The organism is Streptomyces sp. UC4497 (assembly GCF_054871485.1).
In genome coordinates this window covers 232,714-259,385 of record NZ_JBTYHB010000010.1, presented here as the reverse complement: position 1 = coordinate 259,385, position 26,672 = coordinate 232,714, and the positions used below count along the sequence as shown (strand labels likewise).

The window sequence follows — 26,672 nt, the reverse complement described above, 5'->3', positions numbered from 1 at the left end:
TGTCCCGGCCCGGGGTCCGTGCCGGCTCCCCGGTGGGGCGGGCGCCCGCCCGGGGGGGGGGGGGCGGGTCGAGCGCGGTCTTCTGAAAAAGCCGCATCCCACCTGCCGTGGGGGGGCCCCGCACCCGGGGTGCCGGGGGCCCCTGCACGTGCGCACCAACCATCACTGACGCGACGTCACCAGCGTTTCCCTCGACGCCTCTTCCTCCTGTACGCCGAACCGGTCGTGCACCCTGCGCAGGGCTCGCGGCGCCCACCACGCGCGCTTGCCCATGAGTGCCATCGTCGCCGGTACGAGCAGCATCCTTACGATCGTCGCGTCGATCACGACCGCCAGGGTGAGGCCGAGGCCGATCTCCAGGATGGGCGCGAAGCCGCCCGTCATGAAGGCGCCGAAGACGACGGCGAGGAGCAGTGCCGCGCAGCTCACGACGCGGCCCGAGCGCCTCAGCCCGGTCACCACCGCTTCCTGCGCGTCCCCCGTGGTGCGCCACGACTCGCGCATCCGGGCGAGGATGAACAGTTCGTAGTCCATGGCGAGCCCGAAGGCGATGGCGACGATCAGCGGGGGCGCGGTCAGGCTGAGCGCGCCGAGGCCCTCCCCGCCGAGCCAGGACGCGGCGTGCCCGTCCTGGAAGACGAGGACCACCACGCCGAGCGCGGCACCGAGGCTGAGCAGTGTGGTGAGGATCGTCCGCAGCGGGATCAACAGCGAGCCGGTGAACGCGAAGAGCAGCGCGAAGATGCCGGCGAGGACGGTGAGCGCGGCCCACGGGGCGCGGTCGGCGAGCATCTGGCGGAAGTCGACGAGCCGGGCGGCGACGCCTGCCACGCTCACCGGATCGCTCCCGCGCAACGCCCGTACATCCTCCACGAGTTGGGTCGCGGTGGCTCCGTCGACCGAGCCGGCCGGGGTGACGCGCAGTACGCGGGTACCGTCGTCGAGGGTCCTGGTCTCGGACGACGCGACGCCGTCCAGGGCCTTCACGCGGGTCTCGAAGGCGGGGTCCGTGCCGGGGCGTGCCACGACGACGACCGGGTCGACGCCGACACCCGCCGGATAGTGCTCCTGCATGGTGTCGTACAGCTGCCGCGCCTCGGTGGAGGCGGGGAGTTGGCGGGCGTCACCGATGTCGATACGCAGGCTCGTGACGGGCAGCGCGAGCGTGAGCAGGGCGAGGACGCTCACCGTCGTCACGGCGATGGGGCGGCGGGCCGCGAACAGGGCGAGGCGGGCGAAGACGCGGCCCTCCGTGCCGGGCGCGCGCGGCTTCGAGGGGGCGATGCGCGCGCCGAACCGGGTGAGCAGGGCGGGCAGCAGGGTCAGCGCGGCCAGCATGTCGACGACCACGACGGCGGCCACGGCCAGGCCCATGCTGCGCAGGAACGGGCTCGGGAAGACGAGCAGTCCGCTGAGGCTGACGGCGACGGTGAGGCCGGAGAAGAGGATGGTGCGGCCCGCGCGTTCGACGGTGCGGTGCACGGCCTCGGTGACGTCCGCGCTCGTCCGGCGTTCCTCCCGGAACCGCATCACCATAAGGAGCGCGTAGTCCACGGCGAGGCCGAGCCCGAGCATGGTCGTCACCTGGATCACGTAGACGGAGATCTCGGTGACCTGGCTGAAGCCGAACAGGGCGAGGAAGGCGCCCGCCACGCCGCTGACCGCCACGAGCAGCGGCAGTCCGGCCGCGCGCAGCCCGCCGAATATCAGCAGGAGCAGCGCGAGCACGATCGGCAGGGATATCAACTCGGCGCGCTGGACGTCCTCCTGGGCCCGCTCGCCGAGCTGTTGCCCGAGCAGCGGGCCGCCACTGACGTGCACATCGGCGCCGTCAATCTCCTTGACCCGGTCGGCGACGGCATCGACGGTCTCCTCCTCCGCGTCGTCGTCGAGTCCGCCCTTCAGGTCGACGGGCACGATGAGCGCACGGCCGTCGGCGGAGGCCAGGCCCTCGGTGGCGTACGGGTCGGGCACGGCGGCGACACCGGGGATGCGGCGCAGCTCTGCGGCGGTCCGCTCGACCTGGCCGCGCAGCTCGGGATCGGTGACGCGGCGCGCCTCGACGACGGCGCTGAGGGATTCGCCGCGCGGGTCGATGTCGTCGAGGAGTTCGGCGGTGCGGTCGGACTCGGTGCCCGGCACGTCAGGCACCGAGTCGGAGAGCCGGCCGAAGACGCCGGTGCCGAGCCCGAAACCGAGCACGATCAGGGCGAGCCAGGTGAGGATCACGGTACGGGGGCGGCGGGTCGCCGCCCGGGCGAGTGCGCTGAGCACGGCGCCTCCTCGGAGGGTTCCGATGGGACACCGTCAGCGTGGTCGCGCGGAGGGGTGCGGCGGATCGCCGGGGCGGGCGGTTCCCGGCTCGCGCGTACGAGGGAGTCGGGGCGCGCGGCATGGGTCGCACGGGTGAGTGACAGCCGCCGCTCGTGCCGGACATGCTGGCGCGCATGCCAGTCTCGCTGCACCACATCGTCATCGACGCCCACGATCTGGCCGCCCTGGCCCGCTTCTGGGCCGGCGCGCTGCGCTGGCGGATCCTGTCGGAGCGGGAGCGCGAGGTGGTGATCGGCCCGGACGAGAACGCGCCGGTCGGGATCTGCTTCATGCCGGTCACGGACCGCAAGGCGGTCAAGAACCGGCTGCACCTCGACCTGACCTGCGCCGCCGAGGACCGGGACGCCGAGATCGAGCGGCTCGTCGGACTCGGGGCACGCAGCGCGGACGTGGGACAGAGCGGCGACGCGTCGTGGACGGTGCTGGCCGATCCGGAGGGCAACGAGTTCTGCGTGGTGCGTCCGAAACGCACATTGATCGACTGAGTGCGCTCGCCCCGGCTAACCAGGCTCCACGAGCCCCGACTCGTACGCGCAGATGACCGCCTGCACCCGGTCGCGCAGGTGCAGCTTGCTCAGGACGTTGCTGACGTGGGTCTTGACCGTGTGCTCGCTGACGTGGAGGGTCGCGGCGATCTCCGCGTTGGTGAGGCCGCGGGCGAGGTGGCGCAGGGTCTCCAGCTCGCGGGCGGTGAGGGCCGAAAGGGTGGACATCTCACGGGACTTGGGCCTGCGGCGTGCCACGTCGGCGACGAGGCGGCGGGTCACGGACGGGGCGAGCAGCGAGTCGCCCGCAGCGACGACGCGGACCGCGTGCACGAGGTCGTCGCGGCGTACGTCCTTGAGCAGGAACCCGGACGCGCCCGCGTACAGCGCCTCGTAGACGTACTCGTCGAGGTCGAACGTGGTCAGCATGACGACGCGGCAACTGGACTGTTCGCAGACGCGGCGGGCCGCTTCGATGCCGTCCATGTGCGGCATGCGGATGTCGAGGAGCAGGACGTCCGGGGCGTGGCGGCGCACGGCCGTGACGGCCTCCGCGCCGTCGGCCGCCTCGGCGACCACCTCGATGTCGGGCTGCGCGTCGAGGATCATGGTGAAGCCGCTGCGCACCAGCTCCTGGTCGTCGGCGACCACGACGCGGATGCTCATGGCGCGTGTTCGGCCGCGGGGCGGCGCGCGGCGGGCAGCCGGGCGGTCACCCGGAATCCGCCGTGCGGGCCCGGGCCGCTGTACGCGCTGCCGCCGCAGGCCGCGGCGCGCTCCTCGATGCCGACGAGTCCGCGCCCGCCACCAGCTTCGGGCGCGTCAGGTCCGGTTCCGTCGTCCGTCACGGTGATCGCCAACTCCGCTTCCCCCCAGTCGAGTTGTACGTCCGCCCGGGCAGCGTACGCGTGCTTGACGGTATTGGTCAGGGCCTCCTGGACGATCCGGTACGCGGCGGTCTCCGTTTCGGGGGCGAGGGGGCGGGGGTGACCCGTGGCGCGCAGGGTGACGGCCACTTCGGTGGTCGCGGACACCTGGTGGATCAGGTCGGGGAGGCGGGCGACGCCGGGGGTGGGTGCGACGGCGGGGTCGCCGACGCCGCGCGCGCCGTTGCCGTGGTCGGTCAATACGCCCAGGATCAACCGGAGTTGCTGCATGGCCTCGCGCCCGGCGCCCGCGATCGCGTCGAACGCCGCCTCGGCTCGCGCCGGGTCGCTGCGCACCACGACGGGGCCCGCCTCGGCCTGGACGACCATCAGGCTGACGGCGTGGCCGACCACGTCGTGCATGTCCCGGGCGATCCGGGCGCGCTCGCTGGTCACCGCGCGGGCCCGGTCGATCTCACGCTCCCGCTCCACGGCACGGGCACGCTCCTCCAGGGCGGTGGTGTACGCGCGCTGGGTGCGGGCCAGCACCCCGAACCCGTAGGCGCTCAGGAGGCTGAGCAGGTGGAAGGCGTACTCGAAGGGCTCGGCGTGCTCCTTCATGGACATCGTCGCCGACGCCCCGATCAGCCAGCCGACGAGCATGACGCGGCGGGGCACCGGCTCCGCGTACGCGGCGAGCGTGTAGAGCAGGACGAGTCCGCCGTACACGACGTCGGGCGGCGGTGCGTGGTACAGCGCCATGGCCGGGGTGGCGACGGTCACGAGGACCGCGCACAGGAGCGGTGCGCGCCGCCGCCAGATCAGCGGCACCGCCGTGCCCGCGCCCAGCAGGAAGCCCTGCCAGGACAGCGGGTCGCCGTCCTCGTCGGGGAAGAGGAACTGCAGGGACACGGCGAACAGGACGAGGGCGGCCAGCGCCCCGTCGACGAGGTACGGGCTGGTGCGGCGCGGCAGACGCATGGTGCGGCTCCTCGTGGCCTGGTCCCTGTGCAGAGTCTTCGCGGAGTTCTCTGCGGGGCCAGTATCGAGGGGCGGCCCGTTCAACACCTCGCCGGTGAGAGGGATTTCGGGCCGCCGCACCGGTTTCCTAGAAGGGGCGGTCCCCCGCGATGGCGACGCGCTCGGCGACCCGGCGGGCGTCGCCGTAGTCGGCCACCGCGTAGTGCTGGGTGGCGCGGTTGTCCCAGAACGCGATGTCACCCGGCTGCCAGTGGAAGCGCACCTGGAACTCCGGCACATGCGCCTGCTGGTACAGCAGGCGCAGCAGCCGGTCGCTGTCGGCGCGCTCCATGCCGAGGATCCGGGTGGTGAAGGAGGTGTTCACGAAGAGCATGCGCCGCCCGGTCTCCGGGTGGCGACGCACGACCGGGTGGGTGACCGGCGGGAACAACTCCTGCCACTGGGCGAGGCGTTCGGGACCGTAGAAGCGGCGGAAGCCGGGCAGGAAGTCGTGCTCGGCCTCGGTGCCCTCGATGCGCTCCTTCACCTCGTCGGAGAGGTTGTCGTACGCGGCCGCCATGTCGGCCCACATGGTGTCGCCGCCGAACGGCGGGACCTCGCGCAGCTGCAGCACGGCGCCCAGGGCGGGGCGTTCGCGGAAGGTGACGTCGGTGTGCCACACGTTCTCGTAGCTGGGGACGCCGCCGGCGCCCTTGTCGAAGCGGACGACGTCCTCGCTGTCGCCGCGCTCCAGGAGCGGGTTGGTCTCCAACTCGCCCCAGTTGCGGGCGAATTCCTTCTGGCGCTCGCTGCTCAGGTGCTGACCGCGGAAGAACAGGACCTTCCATTCGAGCAGGGCCCGGTTCAGCTCCTCGCGCAGCTCCGGGGAGAGCGGCAGGCTCAGGTCGAGGCCGCTGATCTCGGCGCCGATGGTGGCGCCCTGCGGGGTGAGGTCGAACAGCTCGTAGGGGCGGTCCTGCCAGCCGTCGGGGGTGCGGCGCAGCACGCGGCGCCCCTCGTAGAGGCCGTCGGCGGGGATGCGGGCGGGGCGCAGCGAAAGAGAAGGGGGCATTTCGGTCACGGACAAGGGGGCCTCCACAGGCACGCAGTGACGAGGGAACGCGCTGAACGCGAGAGTGATCCGTACGTGCGGTGTGCGGACGTGGTGCGTGCGGTACGTAGTACGTGCGCGGCCGACGCCCTACAGGGCGGTGGCTTCTACAAGACGTACAGCAAGGCGCACAACACGGCGTACAACAAGACGTACGGGGAAGTTCGGCGAGGGGTCTAGGAGCCCGCTACAAGCCGCTGCGCGCGCAACCACATCGGTCCGGAACGGGGGCCGTTCCGAGAGCGTGGGCGCGATGCATGAACATGTGCCCCATCCTGCGCCGCGGTTGATCATTCCGTCAAGTGCCGCGAGGCCGGCCCCGCGGAAAGCGGGACCGGCCTCGGGAGAGGTACCGGGCGTCAGGCGGTGGGCGCCGGGAACGTCGGGTACTCGACGCCGGAGACGTGCTGGACGACGCGGATCACCTGGCACGAGTAGCCGAACTCGTTGTCGTACCAGAGGTAGAGGATCGCGTTGTCGCCGTCGACCTTGGTCGCGCCCGCGTCGACGATCGAGGCGTGCCGGGAGCCGAGGAAGTCGCTGGAGACCGCGTCGGGCGAGTCCGTGAAGTCGATCTGGCGGCGCAGCGGCGAGTTCAGCGAGACGTCGCGCAGGTGGTCGAGGACCTCTTCGCGGCTGGTCTCGCGGCCGAGCCGCAGGCTGAGGATCGCGATCGAGACGTCCGGGACGGGGACGCGGATCGAGGAGCCGGTGATCGGCGCCTTGAGGTCCGGCAGGGCCTTCGCGACGGCGGAGGCGGCGCCGGTCTCCGTGATGACCATGTTGAGCGGCGCGGACCGGCCGCGACGGTCGGCCTTGTGGTAGTTGTCCAGCAGGTTCTGGTCGTTCGTGAACGAGTGGACGGTCTCCACGTGACCGCGCTGCACCCCGTACTCGTCGGCCATCGCCTTGAGCGGCGGCACGATCGCGTTCGTGGTGCAGGAGGCGCAGGACAGGATCTGCTCGTCCGGCTTGATCGTGTCGTGGTTGACGCCGTGCACGATGTTCGGCACGTCACCCTTGCCGGGCGCGGTCAGCACGACCTTGTCGATGCCGGGCCGCAGGTGCGTGGAGAGGCCCTCGCGGTCGCGCCACTTGCCGGTGTTGTCGATCAGGATGGCGTCCTTGATGCCGTACGCCGTGTAGTCGACCTCGGACGGGTCGTTGGCGTAGATCACCTTGATCGCGTTGCCGTTGGCGTTGATCGTGCTGTTCGCCTCGTCAACGGTGATCGTGCCCTGGAACTGGCCGTGGATCGAGTCACGGCGCAGCAGCGAGGCCCGCTTCACGAGGTCCTGCTCACCGCCGCCGCGCACCACGATGGCGCGAAGGCGCAGACCGTTGCCGGATCCCGCCTTCTCGATGAGCAGGCGGGCGACGAGGCGGCCGATGCGGCCGAAGCCGTAGAGGACGACGTCGCGGCCCTCACCGCGCTCCAGCTTCAGGGCGCCGGTCGCGCCGGCGACGGCCTCGGCGGTGAACTCCTCGACGCTCAAGCCCCGGTCGTCGGTCTTGTACGTCATGGCGAGGATGCCGAGGTCGATCTGGGAGGGCCCCAGGTCGAGGTCGGCGAGGGCCTTCAGGAAAGGCATCGTCTCGGTGACCGAGAGCTCCTCGCCGGCGATCTGGCGGGCGAATCGGTGGGCCTTCAGCAGGCTGACCACCGACTTGTTCACCAAGGAGCGGCTGTGCAGCAGGACGTTCACGTCCCGCTCGCGGTGCAGCTTCCCGATGATCGGGATCATTGCCTCCGCGGTCTCCTCACGGTGCTTCCAGTTGGTGAACGAGTCGTCGTTGACAGTCACGTGCGTCTCTTTCGAGCTAGGCGGCGCTCATATGCTAACCCGCCTGCTCGGCTGTCATTTCAGGGGGCCGAGCCCCAGCTCGGCGAAGCGTTCGCCGATGCGGCGGTGGGCGGCCGCATCGGGGTGGACGGCGTCCGGCAGCGGGAGTTCCTCGTGGTCGGCCTCGCCGTACAGTTCGCGGCCGTCGAGGTAGTGCAGGTGCGGGTCGTCGGCGGCGCGCTGGGTCACGATGCGGGCTAGTTCGGCGCGGATGGTTTCGAGGGTGAGCCTGCCCTGGGCCACCTCCGCCGGGTCGCCGGTGGCCTTGAAGCGCATCTGCCCCTCGGCGACGGAGCTGAAGTCGGGCATGAGCGGGCCGGGCGTCTCCTCGTGGATCGGGCACAGGATCGGCGAGACGACGAGGAGCGGGGTGGTCGGGTGCCCCTCACGGATGGTGTCGAGGAAGCCGTGCACGGCCGGGGTGAAGGCCCGCATGCGCATCAGGTCGGCATTGACGAGGTTGATCCCCATCTTGACGCTGATCAGGTCGGCCGGGGTGTCCCGCAGGGTGCGCGCGGTGAACGGGTCGAGCAGGGCGCCGCCGCCGAAGCCCAGGTTGACGAGGTCGACGCCACTGAGGGAGGCGGCGAGCGCGGGCCAGGTCGTGGTCGGGCCCGCGGCGTCGGATCCGTGGCTGATGGAGCTGCCGTGGTGCAGCCACACCTTGCGGCCGGACTCCCCGAGGGGTGCGGTGGGCTTCACGGGCGCGTCCGTACGCAGGGCGACGAGCTCGGTGGTCTCGTTGTGCGGCAGCCAGATCTCGACGGTCTTGGGGTCTTCGGACAGACCGGCGAAACGGAGCGTGCCCGGCTCCCCCGGCGCGTGCTCGAAGGTGCCCGCGCTCATGTCGATGGTCAGGGTGTCGCCGCCGGTCACGCTCCCCTGCCCGGCGAGCCGTCCGTCCACGAGCAGGTCGTAGAGGCCGTCGGGGCGCGGCGGCACGCCTACGTAGACGCGCTTGGTCGGCACCGTGTCGAGTTCGACGACGGTGGCGCGGGTGCGGAAGGCGAGGCGTACACCGGAGGGCTGGGACTCGGCCATGGCCAGCTGGCCGTCCGTGTTCTGGGCGCGGGCCCAGGCGGGGAGGCGGTGCGGGAGGAGACCGCGGGCGGTGCGCTCAATGTCGATCGCACCGTGGACGAGGTCGTCCGTCAGGGGTGTGGTGGTCAATGTGTGGACGGGGTTCGGGGTGCTCATGGGGGCGTCAATCTGTTGATCAAGTGGGTGGATGACTCGCCGTGGTGTGGATGACTCGCCGTGCAGGTCGCGCGGCGGGCGGGCGCCGGTTCAGGCCTGCGCGGGCCAGTTCCGCAGCAGTGCGTCGAGCGCGTCCAGGCTGCGCGCCCAGCTCTCTCCCGAGTCGGGTGCGCTGTGGCTGAATCCGCCGGCCAGTTCGAGGCTGACGTAGCCGTGGAAGACGCTGCCCAGGAGGCGGACGGCGTGGGTCTGGTCGGGTTCGGTGAGGTCGTAGCCGCGCAGCACGGCGCGCGTCATCTGCGCGTGCCGCACGCCCGCGCTCGCCGCCACCGCTTCCGGGTCGAGCCGGTACTGGGCGGAGGCGTAGCGGCCCGGGTGTTCGCGGGCGTAGTCGCGGTAGACGTTGGCGAGGGCGACAAGGGCGGCCTTGCCGGACCGCCCCGCAAGGGCGTCGGCGGCCCGGTCGGCCAGCTCTTGCAGGGCGATCAACGCGATCCGCGTCTTGAGGTCGTGCGAGTTCCTGACGTGCGAGTACAGGCTCGCGACCTTGACGTCGAACTGCCGGGCGAGGGCTGAGACGGTCACCTGCTCGAAGCCCACCTCGTCGGCGAGTTCGGCACCAGCCCGGGCCAGTCGCTCCGCGGTCAGTCCGACGCGTGCCATGACCGTACGCCCTTCCCTCACACCCTTGGCTATTACCAAAAGCCAGTGTGCATCTACCTAATGCCTTTAGGCAAATCCCAGGGTGCTACAGGGACCCGGAGGCCACCATCCGCAGCGAGATCGAGTCGGCGATCGCCTGCTGCCCGGCGATGTTCGCGTGGACGCCGTCCCCGTTGTCGTACGCGGGCTTGATGCTGTTGGGGTGCAGCGGGTCCTTCAGGACCTCGTCGAAGTCCATGACTCCGTCACAGGTCCCGGCGCACGAACTCGCCTTCTTCGTAAAGAGGTTGACCGTGTGGCGGTCCAGGTTGTTCTGGTCCGTGTAGCCGGGGCGGGGCGTGATGGGCGTGACGTAGATCTTGATGCCGGCGTCGCGCAGTTCCTTGAAGACCTTCTTGTAGCTGGCGAGGATCTGCTCACCGTCGCAGCCGAAGGCGAGGTCGTTGGTTCCGTAGTAGTAGAGGACCGAGGTGACGCCGTGCAGGGCGAGGACGTCCCGCTTGAGGCGGCTCGCGGCGTCGAGTCCCTTCACGTTCGACGGGGCGCCCGGGCAGTCGGCCGCGCTCGTCGTGCCGCTGATGCCCGCGTTGGCGATGGCGACCTGGTCGGTGCGCGGGAGTTCGGCGTGCACGCGGCGCGCCAGGTCGTCGGTCCAGCGGCGGTTGGTACCGGTCTCGGTGCAGCCGGGGCCGCAGTTGGTGCTGCCGACGCCGTCGACGACCGAACTGCCGTAGGCGACCGAGCTGCCCTTGAGGCGGGGGTTGTGCACGTCGACCGCGCTCACCAGGTAGGTCGCGTCGACGGTCTTCGTGTACGCGGCGCCGCTCGTGTCGGCGGTGTGGTCGCCGGTGCCCTCCGGCGTGAGGTAGTTGGTACGCAGCGCGGTGCGGTGCTGCCCCGGGGTGGCCGCGCCCTTGAGCGCTACGGAGACGGCCACGTCGTCCTGGGCGGCCGTCTTGAGATCGGTGGCGTCGCTCCACACCTCGCCGCCCGCGGGGACGGTGACATGGGTCTTCCCCTCGAAGCGGACGGGGTGGGTGTCGCCCTTGATGGACGCCCCGGTACCGCTCAGGCCGACGGAGGCGCCGCCGATCTCCAGGGGCGCCGTGCCGAAGGTGTTCTGGATGCGGACGCGGACACCGTCCCCGCCCTGGCTGAGATGCGTGACGGTGCGGACGGACTGGTCGCGCAGCGGGTCCGTCGCCGCGTCCTGCTGGGACTGGGCCCAGGAGGTGAACCAGGCGTTGCCGCCGCCCTGTTGGGGTCTGGCCTCGGCGGGATGCGGGGCGGCGGCGAGACCGCCGCCCGCGATGGCGAGGACGGCCGCTGCGACGGTCGTGAGCGTACGAAGTCGAGGCATGTGCACAACCTTCTTCCGGTGAACGGGAGTCTGGATGGTGCGGTGCTACGAACGCGGAAGGGGCCCGGCACGGGCCCCTTCCCTGCTTCCTGTCAGCCGCCGACGAGCGCCCGCAACGACACGTAGAACAGCGACGGGCCGAGGAGGCAGCCGACGCCCGTGTAGAAGGTCGCGGTCATCGCCCCGTACGGGACGAGCCGCTTGTCGGTGGCCGCGAGACCGCCGGCCACGCCGGACGTGGTGCCGAGCAGGCCGCCGAAGGCCATCGCCGACTTGGCGTTGTTCAGGCCGATCAGGCGCGCGACCAGCGGCGTACCGACCATCACCACCACGGACTTGACCAGCCCCGCCGCGACCGACAGCGCGATCACGTCCGAACTCGCGCCCACCGCGGTGCCCGTGACGGGACCCACGATGTACGTCGCCGCGCCCGCGCCGATGGTCGCGAGCGAGGCCGCGTCCCGGTAGCCGAAGAGCGCCGCGACGACCGCCCCGGCGACGAAGGAGACGACGACGCCCAGCAGGATCGACAGGGCGCCGGCGGGCCCCGCCCCCTTGATCTCCTTCAGGTCGACGCCGTACGCGGTGGAGACGATCGCGAAGTCGCGGAGCATGGCCCCGCCCATCAGGCTCATCCCGGAGAGCGCGGCGATGTCGGCGACCCCCGCCTCTCCCCCGGTCGCCGAGCCGCCCCAGTAGGCGAGCGCGAGGCCGAGCACGATCGCGATGGCGGAGCCCTGAAGCCGCCCTCGGGTCAGCTTCTTGGACAGCCATGCCGAGACCAGCATCAGCGTGCCGACGAGGGCGAAGGCGACTATGAGCCCGTTGTCCTTGCAGACGGAGACGAACGTATCCACGTCAGACCCCCTGCTTCTCGGTGGCGGTCCCCGACGCTTCCGCGCCTGCGTCACTCAGGGGCGGCAGGGGCTCCCCTTTTCCGCCGATCCGCGCGATCACCGGCACCAGGGCGAACCCCGCGACGAGCGCGACCAGGCCGGCCAGGAGGGCCATCGGACCGCCGGTGACGGCCTTGTACACGTTCTGCGTCGACGCCATCGCGATCACGATCGGGATGTACATCGCGCTCCAGAAGAGCACGCCCTGTTCGCTCGCCTCGGGGAACTTCCCCTTCTGGCGCAGCCAGTGGGTCGCGAACACGAGCATGATCATGGCGAAGCCGACGCCGCCGACATTGGCGTCGACGCCGAGCGCCTCGCCCAGGTATTCACCGACGAGCGTGCCCGTGAGCATGCACACCGCCAGCGCTGCCACTCCATAGAGGACCATCGTCTTCTCCACATTGAGAGACCGGGAAGTAAGTAAGCGAGAACGTGGGGGGTGGAGATGGGGAACGTAAGGACAGGTAGAGGTACGGGTGGGGATACGAGGTAGTGGTCAGGCCTTCGCGAACAAGTCCGCGTACTTCTTCCGGAGTTCGGCCTTCTGGACCTTGCCCATGACATTGCGGGGCAGCGACTCCACGACGCGTACGGCGCGCGGGTGCTTGAAGCGGGCGAGGTCGGGGGCGATGGAGCCGATGAGGTCCCGCTCCTGCGGCTCCTGGCCCGGCGCGGCGACGACGACGGCGACGACCGTCTCGCCGAAGTCCGGGTGCGGGACGCCGATCACGGCGGATTCGAGGACGGTGGGGTGGGCGTCGAGGAGCGTCTCGATCTCCTTGGGGTAGACGTTGAAGCCGCCCGAGATGATCAGGTCCTTGCCGCGTCCGGAGATGCAGAGGTAGCCGTCCTCGTCGATGAGGCCGAGGTCGCCGGTGATGAAGAAGCCGTCCTCGCGGAACTCGGCGGCGGTCTTCTCGGGCATCTGCCAGTAGCCGACGAAGACGTTGGGGCCGCGGACCTCGACGCTGCCGACCTCTCCGTCGGGCAGCGGCTTTCCGGTCTCGGCGTCCACCACGCGGATCTCGGTGCCGGGCAGCGCCTTGCCGACGGTGCCGGGCTTGCGGGGCCCGCCCTCGTACGGGTTGGTGGTGTTCATGCCGGTCTCGGTCATGCCGTAGCGCTCCAGGATGGCGTGGCCCGTGCGGGCCTCGAACGCCTCGTGGTCGCTGGCGAGCAGCGGCGCCGAGCCGGAGACGAACAGGCGCATGGAGGCACACGTCTCCGGGGTGACCTTCTCGTGCTTGAGCAGGCGCGTGTAGAAGGTGGGCACGCCCATGAGCACGGTGGCGCGCGGCAGCAGCTCCGCGATCGCGTCGGCGTCGAACTTCGGCAGGAAGAACATGGAGGCGCCCGAGGCGAGCACCATGTTGGCGGCGACGAACAGGCCGTGGACGTGGAAGATCGGCAGGGCGTGGATCAGCCGGTCCTCGGACGTGAACTGCCAACTACCCAGCAGCGCCTCGCAGTTGGAGGCGAGATTCTCGTGCGTGAGGATCGCACCCTTGGAGCGGCCCGTGGTGCCGGAGGTGTAGAGGATGGCCGCCGGGTCGCCCGCCGCCGCCTCGTGTACGTCGTCGTGGCGGGCGTCGCCTTCGAGGAGGCTGCCGTCGCCCGCGGTGCCGAGGGTCTCGACGACGAGGTCCGGGCCCTCGCGGTGGGCGTGGTCGGCGCGGCGCTGCGGCGGGCAGACGAGGACGCGGGGCTTGGCGTCGCCGATGAAGTAGTCGATCTCGGCGCCGGTGTAGGCGGTGTTGAGCGGCAGGAACACGCCGCCGATCTGCAGCGTCGCCAGATAGAGGGCGATGGCCTCGACGGACTTGTCGACCTGCATGGCGACGCGGTCGCCGGGAGTGACGCCGTCGGCGACGAGGCGCGCCGCGATGCGCCGGGCGGTGTCCGCGGTCTCGCGGTAGGTCACGGAGCGCCCGTCGGACAGCTCGAAGAGCGCCTTGTCCGGCCGGAGTTCCGCCTGTTCGACGAAGGACCGGTGGATGGTGCGGAAGGGGGCGGTCGCCGTCGAGTGGCTCGTCTGCGCGCTCATCGGGGTGGTTCCTTTCTTCTTTTCCTCCGAGGCCCGGTCGTACGGGGCCTCGCACTGCGGGAAGTCTTCTTCGAGGGGGCCGCCGACCGCGACGGCGCCGCGGCGCACGAAGTCCTCGTGGCGGCGCTCCAACTGGTCCGGTTCGTAGCGGTAGTTGATCATCGCGCCGTAGGACTGACGCCAGGCTTCGGGCGAGACGTTGGCCGGCCAGTCGAGCTGCCAGGCGGCGGCGCCGTTGCCGAGGTGGAAGCGGGCAACAGGGTCGAGGGGGCGGCCGTCGGGGCGGCGTTCGGCGACGATGTAGCGGGCGAGGACCGGGAGCAGCCGGGGACGGATACGCTCGGCGTCGTCGATGGCCCTTGGGTTGCTCAACTCGGCTGTGAGGGAGGCGAGTTCGGGCTCCTGCTCGGCCCGCGCCTCCAGCCACGACCGGAAACCGGGAATCGGTGACAGCGTCGCGAACTGCGCCAGGTGCGGGAGTTGTTCGCCGACCTGCTCGATGACCTGCTTGATGAGGAAGCTGCCGAAGGAGACTCCGGCGAGCCCGTCGAGCGCGTTGTTGATGGAGTAGAGCGCCGCCGTGTCCGCGTGCGCGGGGCTGAGCGCGGGGCCGGGTTCGAGCAGCGGGGCGATGCTGTCGGGCAGCCCGCGGACGAGGGCGACCTCTACGAAGATCAGGGGTACGTCGCCGATCGCCGGGTGGAAGAAGGCGTAGACGCGGCGGTCCTCGGGCTCGATGCGGCGCCGCAGTTCGGCCTCGGACGCCATCGGGTGCACCCGCTCGCCGCGCAGCAGATGCCGGTGCAGCTCGGGCGGCGAGTCCACGGTGACCTCCTCCATGCGCAGGAAACCGCGGTTGAACCAGGACGTGAGCAGGTGGTGGAAGTCGTGGTCGAGGGGCCGCAGTTCGGGGTAGGCGGGCAGCAGGCGGCGCAGGTCGGCGCGCATGTGGACCAGGGTGAGGGTGGCATCGGGCGCGTGGTTCATGCGGCGCAGCAGCTGCTGGCGGGCCGGCTCGACGACGTCGAAGAGGCGGACGAGTTCCGCCTCTCCCTGGGAGCCGGTGGCGCGGGCCTCCTCCCAGCGGCGGTAGGCGGCGCGGACCTGGTCGGCGTCGGCGTCGTAGGTCTTGGTGATGTGGGCGAAGAAGGCGAGCCGGCCGGCGTCGTCGAGCGCGTCGTAGGCGGCGAGGGCGCGGGCCGCCACGGCGCGTGTGGAGGCCTCGCCGACGTCGCTCATGAGGACTTCGCAGGCCGCGAGCAGCTGGTCGAGCGGGGCGTCGGCGGTGGACCGGTCGGTGCCGCCGTCCGCTCGTGCGCCGAGCTTTCCGAGGGCCCGATAGAGGTCGGTGAGCAGCCAGCCGTCGTGGCGGTCGTCGCGGTGTTCCTCACGCCGTTCCATCTGCGCTCCTGCCCGCGTCTCCCCACGACGCTCGATATGCATCGGGGGGCATGATGTATATAACAAGCGCACGGTAGATCACAGGAGTGACCGGCGCCACCCCCTGGAGCGGGCGGATAATCTGAGCAATCGGAGGTGGAGATGGCTCGAGTCCCTGAGGCCAGACGCGTGCGCGACGCCCTGGAGAACGCGGTGGTGGACGGCCGGTACCGGCCGGGCGAACGCCTCGACCCGGCGGAGCTGGAGCGCGAGTTCGGCTGCTCGCGCACGCCGGTGCGCGAGGCGCTGCAGGCCCTCGAGCGGTCCGGCCTCGTACAGATCCGCCCGAAGCAGGGCACGTACGTCACCGAGCTGAGCGTGTCCGAGCTGGCCGAGCGCTTCGAGGTCATGGCGGAGCTGGAGGGGATGGCGGCGCGGCTTTCGGCGCGGCGCATCGAGCGTGAGGCGCTGGCCGAGCTCGAGGACGCGTTGCGGGAGTGCGAGCAGCATGCGCGCGCGGGCGACGCCGACCCGTACTACTACGCCAATGCCCGCTTCCACGCGATCGTCTACGACTCGTGCGGCAACGAATATCTGCGGCAGCAGGCGCATGCGCTCAAGCGGGCCCTTCAGCCTTACCGGCGGCTGCAGTTGAGGGTGCCGGACCGGATGCGACGGTCCTTGGCGGAGCATCGGGCGATCGCCGACGCGATTGCCGCGGGGGCGGCGGATCAGGCGGAGGACGCCGCGCGTGAGCATGTGCTGGTGCAGGTGAAGGAGTTCAGCCAACTGGTGCGGACGTGGCGGCATTTGACGGAGCCGGCGGCCGGGTGACCCCTTGGGATGCGGCGGGTGTGGGCCTGAAGTGCCTACAACAACGCCCGCGCCCGTTCCGCCAAGCCGTCCGCGCCGCACGTCTCCGCGAGGGTCAGGGCGCGGCGGGCCTGGATCGGGTCGGTTGTGGATTCGGCCAGGTCGAGGCGGGCCGCGGCCTCCTCGTAGGCCGCTGGGGAGTCGGCGAGCTGGTGGATCGACTCCGTGAGCAGGGCGCGTGCCCGCTCCGGTGGTGCCGACGCGGCCGCTCGGCGCAGCGACTCGCCGACGGCGCTGCGGGTGCCGAGCACGCCGGCCCAGTGGCGCGCGTCGGCGAGCAGCGTGGCGGCGCGCTCCGGGTCCTCCTCGGCGATCAGGTCGGCGAGGTCGTAGGGCCAGGGCGCCCACTGCACGTTGTGGCGGCCGCGGATCGTCGTCGAGGCGGCCGTGCCCTCGAGTTCGGCCCTGGCCTCCTTGGTGCGGCCGAGCGCGAGCAGCAGGCGGCCGCGCACCGAGCGGGCGTCGGGGAGGATCAGCGCGTCCGGGTAGGGCGCGCAGAACCCGTAGTCGTCGGCGAGTTGGTGGGCCTTGTCAACGTGGCCGCGGGCCAGGAGTGTGTCGATCAGCAGGCAGAGCGCGTCCCACTGGACGGTGACCCGGTCGCCGACGCGTTCGGCAAGACGCAGCCCCTCGCGCAGGTACGCCTCGGCCTCCACCAGGCGCCCGCGCCTGCGCTCGACGGCTCCGCACAGGATGTGCGCGAAGGCAAGGTGGGCGCCGCTCCAGCCGCCGAGCTCGAACGTGCGCAGCGCCTCCGTGAACAGGCCCTCCGCGTCGTGCAGCCGGTCGATGTAGGCGAGCGTGATGCCGAGCAGGGCGGGGATCTCGAAGCCCCATTCGGTGTCGGTCCAGCCGAGACCGGGCGGGAGCCGTCCGTTGACGAGAACGCGGTCGCACAGGTCGGCCACGTCGTCGGCGGGCTCGCCGCGCAGCATCGCGTCGAAGGCGCGCAGGGTCAGCAGGGCGCGCTCGGCGTTGTCGGCGCCGGGCAGCGGGTCGGCGAGCAGGGCGAGCTGCTCGGACCGCGCGGGCCCGTCGTCCTCCTCGACGAGGAACGCCTCGTACATGAACCGGGCGGCCAGCAGCCGTAGTTGCTGGGTGCCGGGCGGGGTGACGGCGGCGCTGTCGGCGACGCAGCGCGCGGCATCCCGCATCTGGTTGCTGTGGGCGAGGGCCTGGGCGAGGCGCAGGGTGGCGTCGATGCGCAACTGTTCGGTGAGGCCCGGTAGTTCGAGGGCGGCCCGCAGATGCTTGACGGTGGTGGCGGGCGAGGAGAGCAGACAGGCGCAGCCGAGTTCGTACAGCACTTGGGCACGGTCGACGACGGACGGCGGTTCGCGCAGGGCGCGCTCCAGGCAGCGGCGGGCCGCTTCGGGGGCGCCGACGGCCAGGTGCTCGGCGGCGGCCTCGCGCAGCAGGCGGACCGCCTCGTGGTCGTCGTCGGGGTGTACCTCCAGGAGGTGCCGGGAGATCGCGGCGGGTCCGTGTCCGTGCCGGGTCAGCGTCCAGGCGGCCTGGCCGTGCAGGGCGGTGCGGGTGGCGGGCGGGACGCTGCGGTAGACGGCGGTGCCGACGAGGGGGTGCTGGAAGTCGAGCGGCTCGGAGGGGTCGATGACCTCGCCGAAGGCGGCCGGGCGCGGTCCGCCCGCTCCCCCGTCGGGTGCCAGGATGCGGGCCTCGCGCAGCAGTTGTACGCACCGGGTGGCCCGCTCCGGCGGCAGGCCCGCGAGCCCGGCCGCCGAGGCGAACGTGATGTCGGTGCCGAGGACGGCCGCGGCCCACGCCAACCGGTTGCAGTCCGCGTCGAGTTCACCGAGCCGGGCCACGATGCCGCCGCCGCGCGCCGTGGTGCCGAAGGCGCGCAGCACCGGGGCGGCGGCCTGCGTCGGGGCGAGGCCGCGGGCGCTGCACTTGGCGAGCAACTCCACGGCTTCGTACGGGTTTCCGGTGGTCACCGCCCACACCTCGCGGCAGAACACGTCGTCGGCCAGGTCGCCGAGCACACCGCGCACCAGGTCGCCGGTGGCCTCCTGGGTGAGGGACTGGAGGGTGACGTGCAAGCGGGCGGCGCGAGCGAGAGCGGCGAGGTTGCCCGCGGCCTCGCGCGAGGCGTCCGCGAGTTCCTCGGGGCGGTGCGCGACGACGAGCAGGACCGGCAGGGCGACAAGGCGTGGCGCGAGGGAGGCGAGCCAGGTGAGGCTCTCGCCGTCGGCCCAGTGGGCGTCGTCGGCGAGCAGCACGAGGGGGCCGTCCTTCGCGGCGATCCGCTCGTGGGCCAGCTCGGCGAGGAGGGCGTCGAGCGCGTCGCGCACGCCTTGCGGGTCGGCGGGGCGGGCGCCGGGCGCGCTGAGGCCGAGGGCGGGCCCCGCGACGTCGAGGGCAGGACCGAACGCGGACCGCGGCGTGGCCGGGCCGAGCGCGGGGCCGAGCAGGTGCCGCACCAGGTGGAAGGGCTGATGCGTGGTGGACTCGCCCGACCGCGCCGCGTACACGGTGCAGCGCGTGCGGGCGGCGTCCGCGATCCGGGTGAGCAGCGCGGTCTTCCCGACGCCCGCCTCGCCCCGGTAGACGACGACTCCGCCGGTGCGCCGCGAACCGCACAGCGCGTCCAACGCCCGCGTCGCCGCGGCCATTTCGAGGTCACGCTCGAAGAGACGGGGTCCTGAAGGTGTGGCGTCGTCCATGCCGGTCCCTGGGGTCGCCGTATAGCCGTCTAGCTGTATAGCCGTATAGGGCCGCGGTACGTGCCCGTAGAAACGGCCCGCGGAATGTGCCCACGGCACGCGTGGGCGTTTTGAACGGACTTCGAGGCTAGTACCGGCGCTGTGCGGCGCGGGAGCGGTTCGACCGAGATTCCTCCTCGCCGTGATACTCGGTTGGGCTCCCGGCCCTTCCAGCAGAGGATTGAGCGCGTGACGGAGACGACGGACACGGCAGGCATGAAGGCGTTTCACCAGGCGGTCACCGAGTGGGCCGCCGGTGGTCCCGGTACGTCGGCCCGGGAGCTGGCCGGGCGTCTGCGGGTGCGCGGCGCCGTACTCCTCGAAGGGCTCAGTGATGTCGCGGCGGTTGACGCGCTCGCCGAGCGTCGCGGGCGGGACCTCGCGGCCGAGGGCGTGTGCGTCGTGTCCATGGGCGGCGCGATGAACGTCGGCCGCTACGCCCGGCTGCTCGGGCCTGCAGGGCTCGGGCTGCGGCTGACCGGGCTGTGCGACGAGCGCGAGCGGCGCTATTACGACCGCGCGCTGGAGCCGGCCGACGGACAGATCGACGGGCCGGGCAGCGGCAGCGTCTTCGTGTGCGTCGCGGACCTGGAGGACGAGTTCATCCGCGCACTCGGCGTCGCACGGGTCGAGGAGGTCGTCCGGGAAGCCGACGAGTGGCACCCCTGGCAGACCTTCGCCCGCCAGCCCGCCCAGCAGGACAGGTCCGCGCACCGCCGCCTGCGCCGCTTCCTCGGCACCAAGGCGGGCCGCAAGATCCGCTACGGACGACTGCTGACCGAGGCGGCGTACGACGCCGGGTGCGTGCCCGCGCCTCTTGAGGAGCTGTTCGCGCAGCTGTAGGCGGCCCACCGCGCCTTCTCGGCAGGTGCGCCGAGCGATCTCCGCGGGATGGCCGGAAGTTAATCTTTGCCGCATGCAGTCCTACACAATCGGCCAGGCCGCACGGCTGCTCGGCGTCAGTCCCGACACCGCGCGGCGGTGGGCGGATGCCGGGCGGATCGTCACACACCGCGACGCGAGTGGGCACCGGGTCGTCCAGGGCAAGGATCTCGCCGCGTTCTCCGTGGAGTTGGCCGCGGGCGACGACGCCGACGACCACCCCTCGTACACCTCTGTGCGCAATGCGTTCCCCGGGATCGTCACCGCCGTGAAGCTGGGCGACGTCGCCGCCCAGGTGGAGATCCAGGCCGGGCCGCACCGGCTGGTCTCGCTGCTCACGCGGGAGGCGGTGGAGGAGCTGGGCCTGGAGGTCGGCATGGAGGCCACGGCGCGCGTGAAGTCGACGAATGTCCATATCGACCGTGCGTGAGCGGCTTCCACCCCCAGGGCACGTAGAAACGCACATGCGCACCCGTACCGTCCACCCACCGGGATCATGCGAACCCACAGGCGACTTACCCCTGGCAGTTGCGGCAGTATGGTCGCCGTAAGCGTTCCAGGACACAGCAGGGGAGCTGAACCGTGACAACCCGTTCCGCGCGCAGGACCACGACCCGCCGCATGCTGCAGGTGACCGGCGTGGGGGCCGTGGCGCTGCTGACGCTGAGCGCCTGTGGATCGTCCGACTCCGGGTCCGGATCCTCCGACGCGGACTCCTCCGGCTCCGCCTCCAGCGACAAGAAGCTGTCCGGGACGGTGAACGTGTTCGCCGCTGCCTCCCTCAAGGAGAGCTTCACGAAGCTGGGCAAGCAGTTCGAGAGGGAGCACCCCGGCACCAAGGTCACCTTCAACTTCGGCGGCAGCGACAGCCTCGCCGCGGGCATCACCGGCGGCGCCCCCGCCGACGTGTTCGCGGCCGCGAGCCCCAAGACGATGAAGACGGTGACCGACGCCGGTGACGCCGACGGCAAGCCGAGCACCTTCGTCCGCAATCAGCTGGAGATCGCCACCCTCCCCGGCAACCCGCACAAGGTGTCGTCCCTGAAGGACCTCACGAAGTCCGGCCAGAAGGTCGTGCTGTGCGCAAAGGAGGTGCCGTGCGGCGCCGCCGCGCAGACGGCCCTCACCTCCAGCAAGCTGAAGCTCACCCCGGTCTCGTACGAGCAGGACGTCAAGAGCGCCCTGACGAAGGTGGAGCTGAAGGAGGCGGACGCGGCGATCGTGTACAAGACGGATGTGCACGCGGCGGGTGACAAGGTGGAGGGCGTGGAGTTCCCCGAGTCCAAGGACGCCATCAACGACTACCCGATCGCCCCGCTGAAGAAGGCGCCCAACGCCGAGGCCGGCAAGGCGTTCATCGAGCTGGTCAAGTCCGCCGACGGGCAGAAGGCGCTGACCGATGCCGGGTTCCTGAAGCCGTGACCGCAGTGCACGACACCGTGGAGGGCGGGTCGCGGCGCCGCCGTGGCCGCGTCCCTCCGCTGCCGCTGCTCGTACCCGCGCTCGTGGGCCTTGCGTTCCTGGTGGTGCCGCTGGTGGCACTGCTCGTACGGGCCCCGTGGGCGCAGCTGCCCGAGCAGCTGACCAGTCCCGAGGTGTGGCAGGCGCTCCAACTGTCGCTGGTGTGCGCCACGTTGGCGACGCTGGTGAGTCTGGTGCTCGGGGTGCCGCTGGCGTGGCTGCTCGCGCGCACGGAGTTCCCGGGGCGCGGTCTCGTACGGGCGCTGGTGACGCTGCCGCTGGTACTGCCGCCGGTGGTGGGCGGCGTCGCGCTGCTCACCGCGCTCGGGCGCAACGGTGTTGTCGGGCAGTATCTGGACTCCTGGTTCGGGATCACGCTGCCGTTCACCACGACCGGTGTCGTGATCGCCGAGGCGTTCGTGGCGATGCCATTCCTCGTGATCAGTGTCGAGGGCACGCTGCGGGCGGCCGATCCGCGCTACGAGGAGGCCGCCACGACGCTCGGTGCCTCCCGGTTCACCGCGTTCCGGCGGGTGACGCTGCCGCTGATCGCGCCCGGGATCGCGGCAGGCGCGGTGCTCGCGTGGGCGCGGGCGCTCGGCGAGTTCGGCGCGACGATCACCTTCGCCGGCAATTTTCCCGGCCGCACCCAGACCATGCCGCTCGCCGTGTACCTCGCCATGCAGAGCGACCCGGCCGCGGCGATCTCCCTCAGCCTGGTGCTGCTCGCCGTGTCGATCACGGTGCTCGCGGGCCTGCGTGACCGTTGGATGACCGCGTCATGACCGACCTTCAGAAGACGGTGGCGCCCGAGGACGTGGCGGGGGCGGGGCTCGACGCGCACCTCGTCGTGGACCGCGGCACCTTTCGGCTGGACGTCGCGCTGACCGCGAACCCCGGCGACGTCGTCGCGCTGCTCGGGCCGAACGGGGCCGGGAAGACGACCGCGCTGCGGGCGCTCGCGGGACTGACACCCCTCGACGCCGGACACCTCCACCTCGATGGCACCCCGCTCGACGGCACGCCGCCCGAGTCGCGCCCGGTGGGTGTGGTGTTCCAGGACTACCTGCTGTTCCCGCACCTGAGCGCCCTCGACAATGTGGCGTTCGGGCCGCGCTGCCAGGGTGCCGCGAAGGCGGAGGCTCGGGCGCAGGCGCAGGCCTGGCTCGACCGGATGGGGCTCGCGGAGCACGCCGGGGCGAAGCCGCGTCGGCTCTCCGGCGGGCAGGCCCAGCGGGTCGCGCTCGCCCGTGCGCTCGCCACGCGGCCGCGGCTGCTGCTCCTCGACGAGCCGCTCGCCGCGCTCGACGCCCGCACCCGCCTGGACGTGCGCGCCCAACTCCGCCGCCACCTGGCCGAGTTCGAGGCGGTGGCGGTGCTTGTCACCCACGATCCGCTGGACGCGATGGTGCTGGCCGACCGGCTCGTCGTCATCGAGCACGGCCACGTCGTCCAGGACGGCGCCCCGTCGGACGTCGCGCGCCGCCCGCGCACGGACTACATCGCCCAGCTCGTCGGCCTCAACCTGTACCGCGGCCGCGCCGAGGGCCACACCGTCCACGTCGACGACGACGGCCCCGCGATCACGACGACGGAGGAGCTGAACGGCCCTGTCTTCGTCGCGTTTCCGCCCAGCGCGGTGACACTGCACCGGGAGCGGCCCACGGGGTCGAGCGCGCGCAACCTGTGGCGGTGCGAGGTGAGCGGAATGGAGACGCACGGGGACCAGATCCGCGCCGCCCTCTCCGGCGACCTCCCCCTCGCCGCGGACCTCACGACGGTGGCGGCGGCCGAACTTGACCTGCACCCCGGCGCGACGGTGTGGGCCACGGTCAAGGCGACACAGACGCACGCGTACCCGGCGTGACGGGTCCTTCGGGTTACCCGGGCTCTAGTGTGAAGCACGCGCAAAAGCCCCATAAACCCGACTTTGCGAGGCGCATCGCCATGGCCCTCTCCATCCGCAACCAGCTTCCCGGCACCGTCACGGCCGTCACCACGGGCGAGGTGATGGCGACGGTCAAGGTCCGTCTCGACGGCGGCCAGGACCTCACGGCCGCCATCACCCTCGAGTCCGTCAAGGACCTGGGCCTCGCCTCGGGGTCCGCGGTCCGCGCCCTGGTCAAGTCGACCGAGGTGGCGCTCGCGACAGCGCCCGTCGAGGGCCTGTCCATCCGCAATCAGCTGCCCGGCACGGTCAAGGACGTCGCCACCGGGGGCGCCATGGCCTCGGTCAGGGTCGACATCAGCGGGGCGGAACTGACCGCCGCCATCACGAAGGACGCCGCCGCCGACCTGCGTCTGGCGGCCGGGACGACGGTGGTCGCCCTGCTGAAGTCGACAGAGGTGTCGCTGGCCACGGCCTGAGGGACCCGCTCGCGTCTCATGTCGCGCCCGCGATGTGAGACGCGCTCCCACGGAATCCGGCGGAAACCCTAAAGTGGCGCACATGTTCGGTCCCGCTCGTCACCTGGCTCTCGCGCTCTTCGCGGCCACGACGTGGAGTGTCGACGACGCGCTCTGTCGTCGCTGACGTTTCTCCACCGCGCCCGAACGTTCCCACTCCACCTGCCGGAGAACTGCCGTGACCACCGCTCCCCCCGCCGGGGCGCCGCCGCGCGCCGCCCTGATCGCCCCGTCCCCCACCTCCTCGCCCGCCCCGGTCGCCGAGGCCGCGCCGCCCACCCGGTGGGGGCCGCTCGTCGGCGCCGGGGTCATCGGCGCCGCGCTCGACGCCTACGTGTTCGCGGCGCACGGTGCCAAGCCGGGCATCCTGCTGCTGCTCGGTCTCGGGCTCGGGTTCGCCCTGTTCCACTCGCGGTTCGGTTTCACCTCCGCCTGGCGGCAGCTCGTGGCCGTCGGCAACGGCACCGGGCTGCGGGCGCACACCCTGCTGCTCGGCACCACGGCGACGCTCTTCGCGCTGATCATCGGCACCGGCAGTGGGCTGTTCGGCTCGGTGCCCGCGCCCAGTGCGGGGCCGATCGGCATCGGCCTCATCGTGGGCTCGTTCGTGTTCGCGATCGGCATGCAGCTCGGTGGCGCCTGCGCGTCCGGAACCCTGTTCGCCGTCGGCTCGGGGCAGAGCTCGATCGTGCTCACGCTCTTCGGGTTCATCGTCGGTTCCACCCTCGCCGCCTGGCAGTTCGGGCTCTGGAGCGATCTGCCGGCGCTCGACCCGTACCTGCTGTCCGACCACGTCGGCTGGTTCGGCTCCTGGGCGATCACCATCGTCGCGCTCGCCGCGATCTGGTTCATCGCGCGCGCCGTGCAGGCCCGCCGCAATCCCCCGCCGGTCGGCACCCCGCCGTCGGCGAAGGGCGCGCTGCTCCGTACGGTCCGTGGCTCCTGGCCGCTGGCTGCGGGCGCCGTGGTGCTCGCGGTGCTCGGCGCGGGTGTGCTGCTGGTGTCCGGCGGCGCGTGGGGCGTGACGAGCGCGTTCGCACTGTGGGGCTCGAAGGCGGTGGGCGCGCTCGGCGGGTCCCCCGAGACGTGGGCGTTCTGGCAGCAGCCCGGCAACTCCGCCCAGCTGGCGGGGCCGGTGCTCGCCGACAAGACCAGCCTCACCGACATCGGCATCATGGTCGGCGCGGCGGTCGCCGCCGCGGCGGGCGGCGTGTGGAAGCTGCACCGCGGCATCCCCGCCCGTACGGCGGTCGCCGCGGTCGTCGGCGGCATCCTGATGGGGATCGGCGCACGGCTCGCGGGCGGCTGCAACATCGGCGCGTACCTCGCGGGCATCGTCTCCGGTTCGCTGCACGGCTGGATCTGGGGCGCCGTCGCCATCCTCGGCACGTGGGCCGGCCTGCGGCTTCGCCCGCTGTTCGGCCTCGGCAACCCGAAGCCGTCGGACAGCGTCTGCTGACCTCGTAGAACACCAGAGAGAAAAGGCGGGTCCGGGAGCACACAGCGTGCTCCCGGACCCGCTGTCATGAGGCCGTCAGCGGGCCATCAGCGCGAAGACTCCCCAGCCGAGATACTCGCGCTGGTACCGCGTGTAGCGCGCGGGCTCGGTGGTGAGCTCGGCCCGTACCTCCGCGGCCAGTTCGTCCTCGGGATGCGCCTCGAGCCAGCGGCGGAGGTTGAGCCACTGGGCCGCCTGGTACCGGTCCCAGCTGTCCTGGTCGGCCAGCACCATTTCCACGACGTCGTACCCGAGCCCGCCGAAGCGTTCGATCAGCTCCGGCAGCAGCAGGAAGTCGGCCTTGCTCGTGGCGTGGCAGGCCTTGGCGGTGTCCTCGTCGGGCACCTCCCGGCGCCAGTACGGCTCGCCGATGAGCATCAGGCCGCCGGGGCGCAGGCTCTTGGCGAGGAGGTCGACCGTGCCGGCCACACCGCTCCCGATCCAGGTCGCACCGACGCACGCGGCGACATCGACCGGCTCGTCCGCGACGTGCCCGGAGGCGTCGCCGTGGACGAAGTCGACCCGGCCGGCGACACCGAGTTCGGCGGCGCGGGCGCGGGCCTTCTCGGTGAACACCGTGCTGATGTCCACTCCGGTCCCGGTGACCTGATGGTCGCGGGCCCAGGTGCAGAGCATCTCGCCCGAACCGCTGGCGAGGTCGAGCACTCGGGTCCCGGGCGCCAGGTGCAGCGCCCGGCCCAGGGCGGCGAGCTTGCCCGGGGTGAACGGGTTGTGGATGCGGTGGCTACTTTCGCGGACGGTGAAGATGCGTGGCAGATCCACGAGGGGTGTTCCTTACGTCAGATGAGGTTACGTTCGATGAGGTCGGGGCTGCCGTGATGGACAGCCGACCGGAGCCGGCCGCCGTTGCTCGGACCGTCATCAAACACACCTCGTTCTGCACGCAGGGGGATCGTGGACCCGGTCAACCTAGGCCGTCCGGGTCGCCCGCTCCACCGATTTACGCGCCCGCCCCCTCGCCGAGCAGCCCCTCCAGCGCGGCCACCGCATGCTCACGGTGCCCGTCGAGCAGCCGCACGGCGTCCTCCGTGCGCCCCTCGCGCAGCGCGTCGAGGACCGCACGGTGTTCGTCGATGACATGCGTACGGCTGGTCGAGTCCGCGTAGTAGAGGGAGCGGTACGCGTCCGTGGCGTCCCACAGGGTCGCGATGAGCTGCACCAGGCGGTGCATGCCGGACGCCTCGAAGAGGACGAAGTGGAATCTGCGGTTGGCGGCCGCCATCGCCGCGACATCCGCCGCGGCGGCCTGCGCCTCCACCTCCTCCTGGGCCTCTTCCAGGGTGTCGAGGACGGCGCCGCCGCCGCGCATCGCCGCGCGTACGGCCTCGGCCTCCAGGATCTCCCGGATGCGGTACACCTCGCGCAGCTCGGCCAGGGACAGCTCGGCCACGAAGTAGCCGCGGTGCGCGTGGTGCACGACGAGGGACTGGCCCTCCAGTGTCTTGAGCGCCTCGCGCAGCGGCACCCGGCTCACGCCGAGCTGCTCGGCGAGGGCGTCCTGCCGGATCGGCATGCCCGGCTTGATCTCTCCGCTGGTGATGGCGCGGCGCAGCTCCTCGAGGACGAACTGCTGCGCCGTGGGGGGCCGCCGCCTCGGTGCGGGCGTGGTCATGGCGGCTCCTCTTCCTCTCTGCCGGGCGTCGGCAGCACGTGGTGAACGGCGCC

Annotated in this window: 23 protein-coding genes; 9 read left to right on the top strand and 14 right to left on the bottom strand. The window is 71.7% G+C overall.

What is annotated here, in order from left to right; all coding sequences use genetic code 11:
* Window positions 1-162: 162 nt before the first annotated feature.
* Window positions 163-2,274 (bottom strand): MMPL family transporter, encoded by a 2,112-nt coding sequence (locus ACYSUO_RS17110; RefSeq protein ID WP_461777001.1) that lies wholly within the window; start codon window positions 2,272-2,274, stop codon window positions 163-165.
* 173 nt (window positions 2,275-2,447) lie between these two features.
* Here ACYSUO_RS17110 and ACYSUO_RS17105 point away from each other — a divergent pair, with 173 nt between their 5' ends.
* Window positions 2,448-2,819, top strand: a complete 372-nt coding sequence (locus ACYSUO_RS17105) for a VOC family protein (RefSeq protein ID WP_461777000.1) — start codon at window positions 2,448-2,450, stop codon at window positions 2,817-2,819.
* A 15-nt stretch (window positions 2,820-2,834) separates the two neighbouring features.
* On the opposite strand, the gene ACYSUO_RS17100 is transcribed toward ACYSUO_RS17105, so the two are convergent.
* The 10 genes from ACYSUO_RS17100 to ACYSUO_RS17055 all read right to left on the bottom strand — a co-directional run bounded on the left by ACYSUO_RS17100 (window position 2,835) and on the right by ACYSUO_RS17055 (window position 15,164).
* The gene (locus ACYSUO_RS17100) at window positions 2,835-3,485 is read right to left on the bottom strand and encodes a response regulator (RefSeq protein WP_461776999.1); all 651 of its coding nucleotides are present in this window, start codon (window positions 3,483-3,485) and stop codon (window positions 2,835-2,837) included.
* Window positions 3,482-4,666: a sensor histidine kinase gene (locus tag ACYSUO_RS17095; protein ID WP_461776998.1), complete on the bottom strand. Its 1,185-nt coding sequence runs from the start codon at window positions 4,664-4,666 to the stop codon at window positions 3,482-3,484. Before ACYSUO_RS17095 ends, ACYSUO_RS17100 begins: the two co-directional genes overlap by 4 nt.
* Window positions 4,667-4,793: 127 nt before the next feature.
* Complete coding sequence (locus tag ACYSUO_RS17090) at window positions 4,794-5,717, bottom strand: TauD/TfdA dioxygenase family protein (RefSeq protein ID WP_461777013.1); 924 nt, start codon at window positions 5,715-5,717, stop codon at window positions 4,794-4,796.
* 398 nt (window positions 5,718-6,115) lie between these two features.
* A complete protein-coding gene (locus tag ACYSUO_RS17085) occupies window positions 6,116-7,561 on the bottom strand; it encodes a glyceraldehyde-3-phosphate dehydrogenase (RefSeq protein ID WP_461776997.1) in 1,446 nt (481 codons plus the stop codon).
* A gap of 54 nt (window positions 7,562-7,615) precedes the next feature.
* On the bottom strand, window positions 7,616-8,797 hold the full coding sequence (locus ACYSUO_RS17080; protein ID WP_461776996.1) for a GDSL-type esterase/lipase family protein: 1,182 nt from the start codon (window positions 8,795-8,797) through the stop codon (window positions 7,616-7,618).
* A gap of 90 nt (window positions 8,798-8,887) precedes the next feature.
* Window positions 8,888-9,460: a TetR/AcrR family transcriptional regulator gene (locus ACYSUO_RS17075; RefSeq protein WP_461776995.1), complete on the bottom strand. Its 573-nt coding sequence runs from the start codon at window positions 9,458-9,460 to the stop codon at window positions 8,888-8,890.
* An 85-nt stretch (window positions 9,461-9,545) separates the two neighbouring features.
* Entirely contained in the window at window positions 9,546-10,820 is a 1,275-nt protein-coding gene (locus ACYSUO_RS17070) for a GDSL-type esterase/lipase family protein (RefSeq protein WP_461776994.1), read from the bottom strand.
* A 92-nt stretch (window positions 10,821-10,912) separates the two neighbouring features.
* Window positions 10,913-11,677 (bottom strand): malonate transporter subunit MadM, encoded by a 765-nt coding sequence (gene madM / locus ACYSUO_RS17065; RefSeq protein WP_461776993.1) that lies wholly within the window; start codon window positions 11,675-11,677, stop codon window positions 10,913-10,915.
* 1 nt (window position 11,678) lies between these two features.
* Window positions 11,679-12,107 carry a malonate transporter subunit MadL gene (madL, locus tag ACYSUO_RS17060; RefSeq protein ID WP_461776992.1) on the bottom strand — a complete coding sequence of 143 codons (429 nt, stop codon included), beginning with the start codon at window positions 12,105-12,107 and terminating at the stop codon, window positions 11,679-11,681.
* Window positions 12,108-12,215: 108 nt separating this feature from the next.
* A complete protein-coding gene (locus ACYSUO_RS17055; protein WP_461776991.1) occupies window positions 12,216-15,164 on the bottom strand; it encodes an AMP-binding protein in 2,949 nt (982 codons plus the stop codon).
* Window positions 15,165-15,305: 141 nt separating this feature from the next.
* Here ACYSUO_RS17055 and ACYSUO_RS17050 point away from each other — a divergent pair, with 141 nt between their 5' ends.
* Window positions 15,306-15,977 carry a GntR family transcriptional regulator gene (locus tag ACYSUO_RS17050; protein ID WP_461776990.1) on the top strand — a complete coding sequence of 224 codons (672 nt, stop codon included), beginning with the start codon at window positions 15,306-15,308 and terminating at the stop codon, window positions 15,975-15,977.
* Between the two features lie 35 nt (window positions 15,978-16,012).
* On the opposite strand, the gene ACYSUO_RS17045 is transcribed toward ACYSUO_RS17050, so the two are convergent.
* On the bottom strand, window positions 16,013-18,700 hold the full coding sequence (locus ACYSUO_RS17045; RefSeq protein ID WP_461776989.1) for an ATP-binding protein: 2,688 nt from the start codon (window positions 18,698-18,700) through the stop codon (window positions 16,013-16,015).
* A 255-nt stretch (window positions 18,701-18,955) separates the two neighbouring features.
* On the opposite strand from ACYSUO_RS17045, the gene ACYSUO_RS17040 reads away from it, so the two are divergent.
* From ACYSUO_RS17040 to ACYSUO_RS17010, 7 genes are all read left to right on the top strand, one after another.
* Window positions 18,956-19,582, top strand: coding sequence for a TOPRIM nucleotidyl transferase/hydrolase domain-containing protein (locus ACYSUO_RS17040; protein WP_461777012.1), 627 nt, complete (start codon window positions 18,956-18,958; stop codon window positions 19,580-19,582).
* Between the two features lie 73 nt (window positions 19,583-19,655).
* Window positions 19,656-20,051, top strand: a complete 396-nt coding sequence (locus tag ACYSUO_RS17035) for a TOBE domain-containing protein (protein ID WP_267071799.1) — start codon at window positions 19,656-19,658, stop codon at window positions 20,049-20,051.
* A 191-nt stretch (window positions 20,052-20,242) separates the two neighbouring features.
* Window positions 20,243-21,043, top strand: a complete 801-nt coding sequence (gene modA, locus ACYSUO_RS17030) for a molybdate ABC transporter substrate-binding protein (protein WP_461777011.1) — start codon at window positions 20,243-20,245, stop codon at window positions 21,041-21,043.
* A complete protein-coding gene (gene modB / locus ACYSUO_RS17025) occupies window positions 21,040-21,867 on the top strand; it encodes a molybdate ABC transporter permease subunit (RefSeq protein WP_461776987.1) in 828 nt (275 codons plus the stop codon). The genes modA and modB overlap by 4 nt, the downstream gene beginning before the upstream one ends.
* Window positions 21,864-22,949, top strand: coding sequence for an ABC transporter ATP-binding protein (locus ACYSUO_RS17020; protein ID WP_461776986.1), 1,086 nt, complete (start codon window positions 21,864-21,866; stop codon window positions 22,947-22,949). The genes modB and ACYSUO_RS17020 overlap by 4 nt, the downstream gene beginning before the upstream one ends.
* Before the next feature lie 80 nt (window positions 22,950-23,029).
* On the top strand, window positions 23,030-23,449 hold the full coding sequence (locus tag ACYSUO_RS17015) for a TOBE domain-containing protein (RefSeq protein ID WP_461776985.1): 420 nt from the start codon (window positions 23,030-23,032) through the stop codon (window positions 23,447-23,449).
* A 217-nt stretch (window positions 23,450-23,666) separates the two neighbouring features.
* Complete coding sequence (locus ACYSUO_RS17010; protein ID WP_461776984.1) at window positions 23,667-24,947, top strand: YeeE/YedE family protein; 1,281 nt, start codon at window positions 23,667-23,669, stop codon at window positions 24,945-24,947.
* A gap of 75 nt (window positions 24,948-25,022) precedes the next feature.
* Here ACYSUO_RS17010 and ACYSUO_RS17005 read toward each other — a convergent pair whose 3' ends face one another.
* Together ACYSUO_RS17005 and ACYSUO_RS17000 are read right to left on the bottom strand one after the other, a co-directional pair.
* On the bottom strand, window positions 25,023-25,769 hold the full coding sequence (locus ACYSUO_RS17005; protein WP_461776982.1) for an SAM-dependent methyltransferase: 747 nt from the start codon (window positions 25,767-25,769) through the stop codon (window positions 25,023-25,025).
* Window positions 25,770-25,947: 178 nt separating this feature from the next.
* Entirely contained in the window at window positions 25,948-26,619 is a 672-nt protein-coding gene (locus tag ACYSUO_RS17000) for a GntR family transcriptional regulator (protein ID WP_461776981.1), read from the bottom strand.
* Window positions 26,620-26,672 lie beyond the last annotated feature (53 nt).

Bases quoted from the DNA above. Each gene is read 5' to 3' on its own strand.
- ACYSUO_RS17040 (WP_461777012.1), top strand. From the start codon at position 18,956: ATGAAGGCGTTTCACCAGGCGGTCACCGAGTGGGCCGCCGGTGGTCCC.
- ACYSUO_RS17045 (WP_461776989.1), bottom strand. From the start codon at position 18,700: ATGGACGACGCCACACCTTCAGGACCCCGTCTCTTCGAGCGTGACCTC.
- ACYSUO_RS17075 (WP_461776995.1), bottom strand. From the start codon at position 9,460: ATGGCACGCGTCGGACTGACCGCGGAGCGACTGGCCCGGGCTGGTGCC.
- ACYSUO_RS17095 (WP_461776998.1), bottom strand. From the start codon at position 4,666: ATGCGTCTGCCGCGCCGCACCAGCCCGTACCTCGTCGACGGGGCGCTG.
- ACYSUO_RS17080 (WP_461776996.1), bottom strand. From the start codon at position 8,797: ATGAGCACCCCGAACCCCGTCCACACATTGACCACCACACCCCTGACG.
- madL (WP_461776992.1), bottom strand. From the start codon at position 12,107: ATGGTCCTCTATGGAGTGGCAGCGCTGGCGGTGTGCATGCTCACGGGC.
- ACYSUO_RS17070 (WP_461776994.1), bottom strand. From the start codon at position 10,820: ATGCCTCGACTTCGTACGCTCACGACCGTCGCAGCGGCCGTCCTCGCC.
- ACYSUO_RS17035 (WP_267071799.1), top strand. From the start codon at position 19,656: ATGCAGTCCTACACAATCGGCCAGGCCGCACGGCTGCTCGGCGTCAGT.
- ACYSUO_RS17000 (WP_461776981.1), bottom strand. From the start codon at position 26,619: ATGACCACGCCCGCACCGAGGCGGCGGCCCCCCACGGCGCAGCAGTTC.
- ACYSUO_RS17015 (WP_461776985.1), top strand. From the start codon at position 23,030: ATGGCCCTCTCCATCCGCAACCAGCTTCCCGGCACCGTCACGGCCGTC.
- ACYSUO_RS17050 (WP_461776990.1), top strand. From the start codon at position 15,306: ATGGCTCGAGTCCCTGAGGCCAGACGCGTGCGCGACGCCCTGGAGAAC.
- ACYSUO_RS17020 (WP_461776986.1), top strand. From the start codon at position 21,864: ATGACCGACCTTCAGAAGACGGTGGCGCCCGAGGACGTGGCGGGGGCG.
- ACYSUO_RS17105 (WP_461777000.1), top strand. From the start codon at position 2,448: ATGCCAGTCTCGCTGCACCACATCGTCATCGACGCCCACGATCTGGCC.
- ACYSUO_RS17100 (WP_461776999.1), bottom strand. From the start codon at position 3,485: ATGAGCATCCGCGTCGTGGTCGCCGACGACCAGGAGCTGGTGCGCAGC.
- modA (WP_461777011.1), top strand. From the start codon at position 20,243: ATGCTGCAGGTGACCGGCGTGGGGGCCGTGGCGCTGCTGACGCTGAGC.
- ACYSUO_RS17090 (WP_461777013.1), bottom strand. From the start codon at position 5,717: ATGCCCCCTTCTCTTTCGCTGCGCCCCGCCCGCATCCCCGCCGACGGC.
- ACYSUO_RS17055 (WP_461776991.1), bottom strand. From the start codon at position 15,164: ATGGAACGGCGTGAGGAACACCGCGACGACCGCCACGACGGCTGGCTG.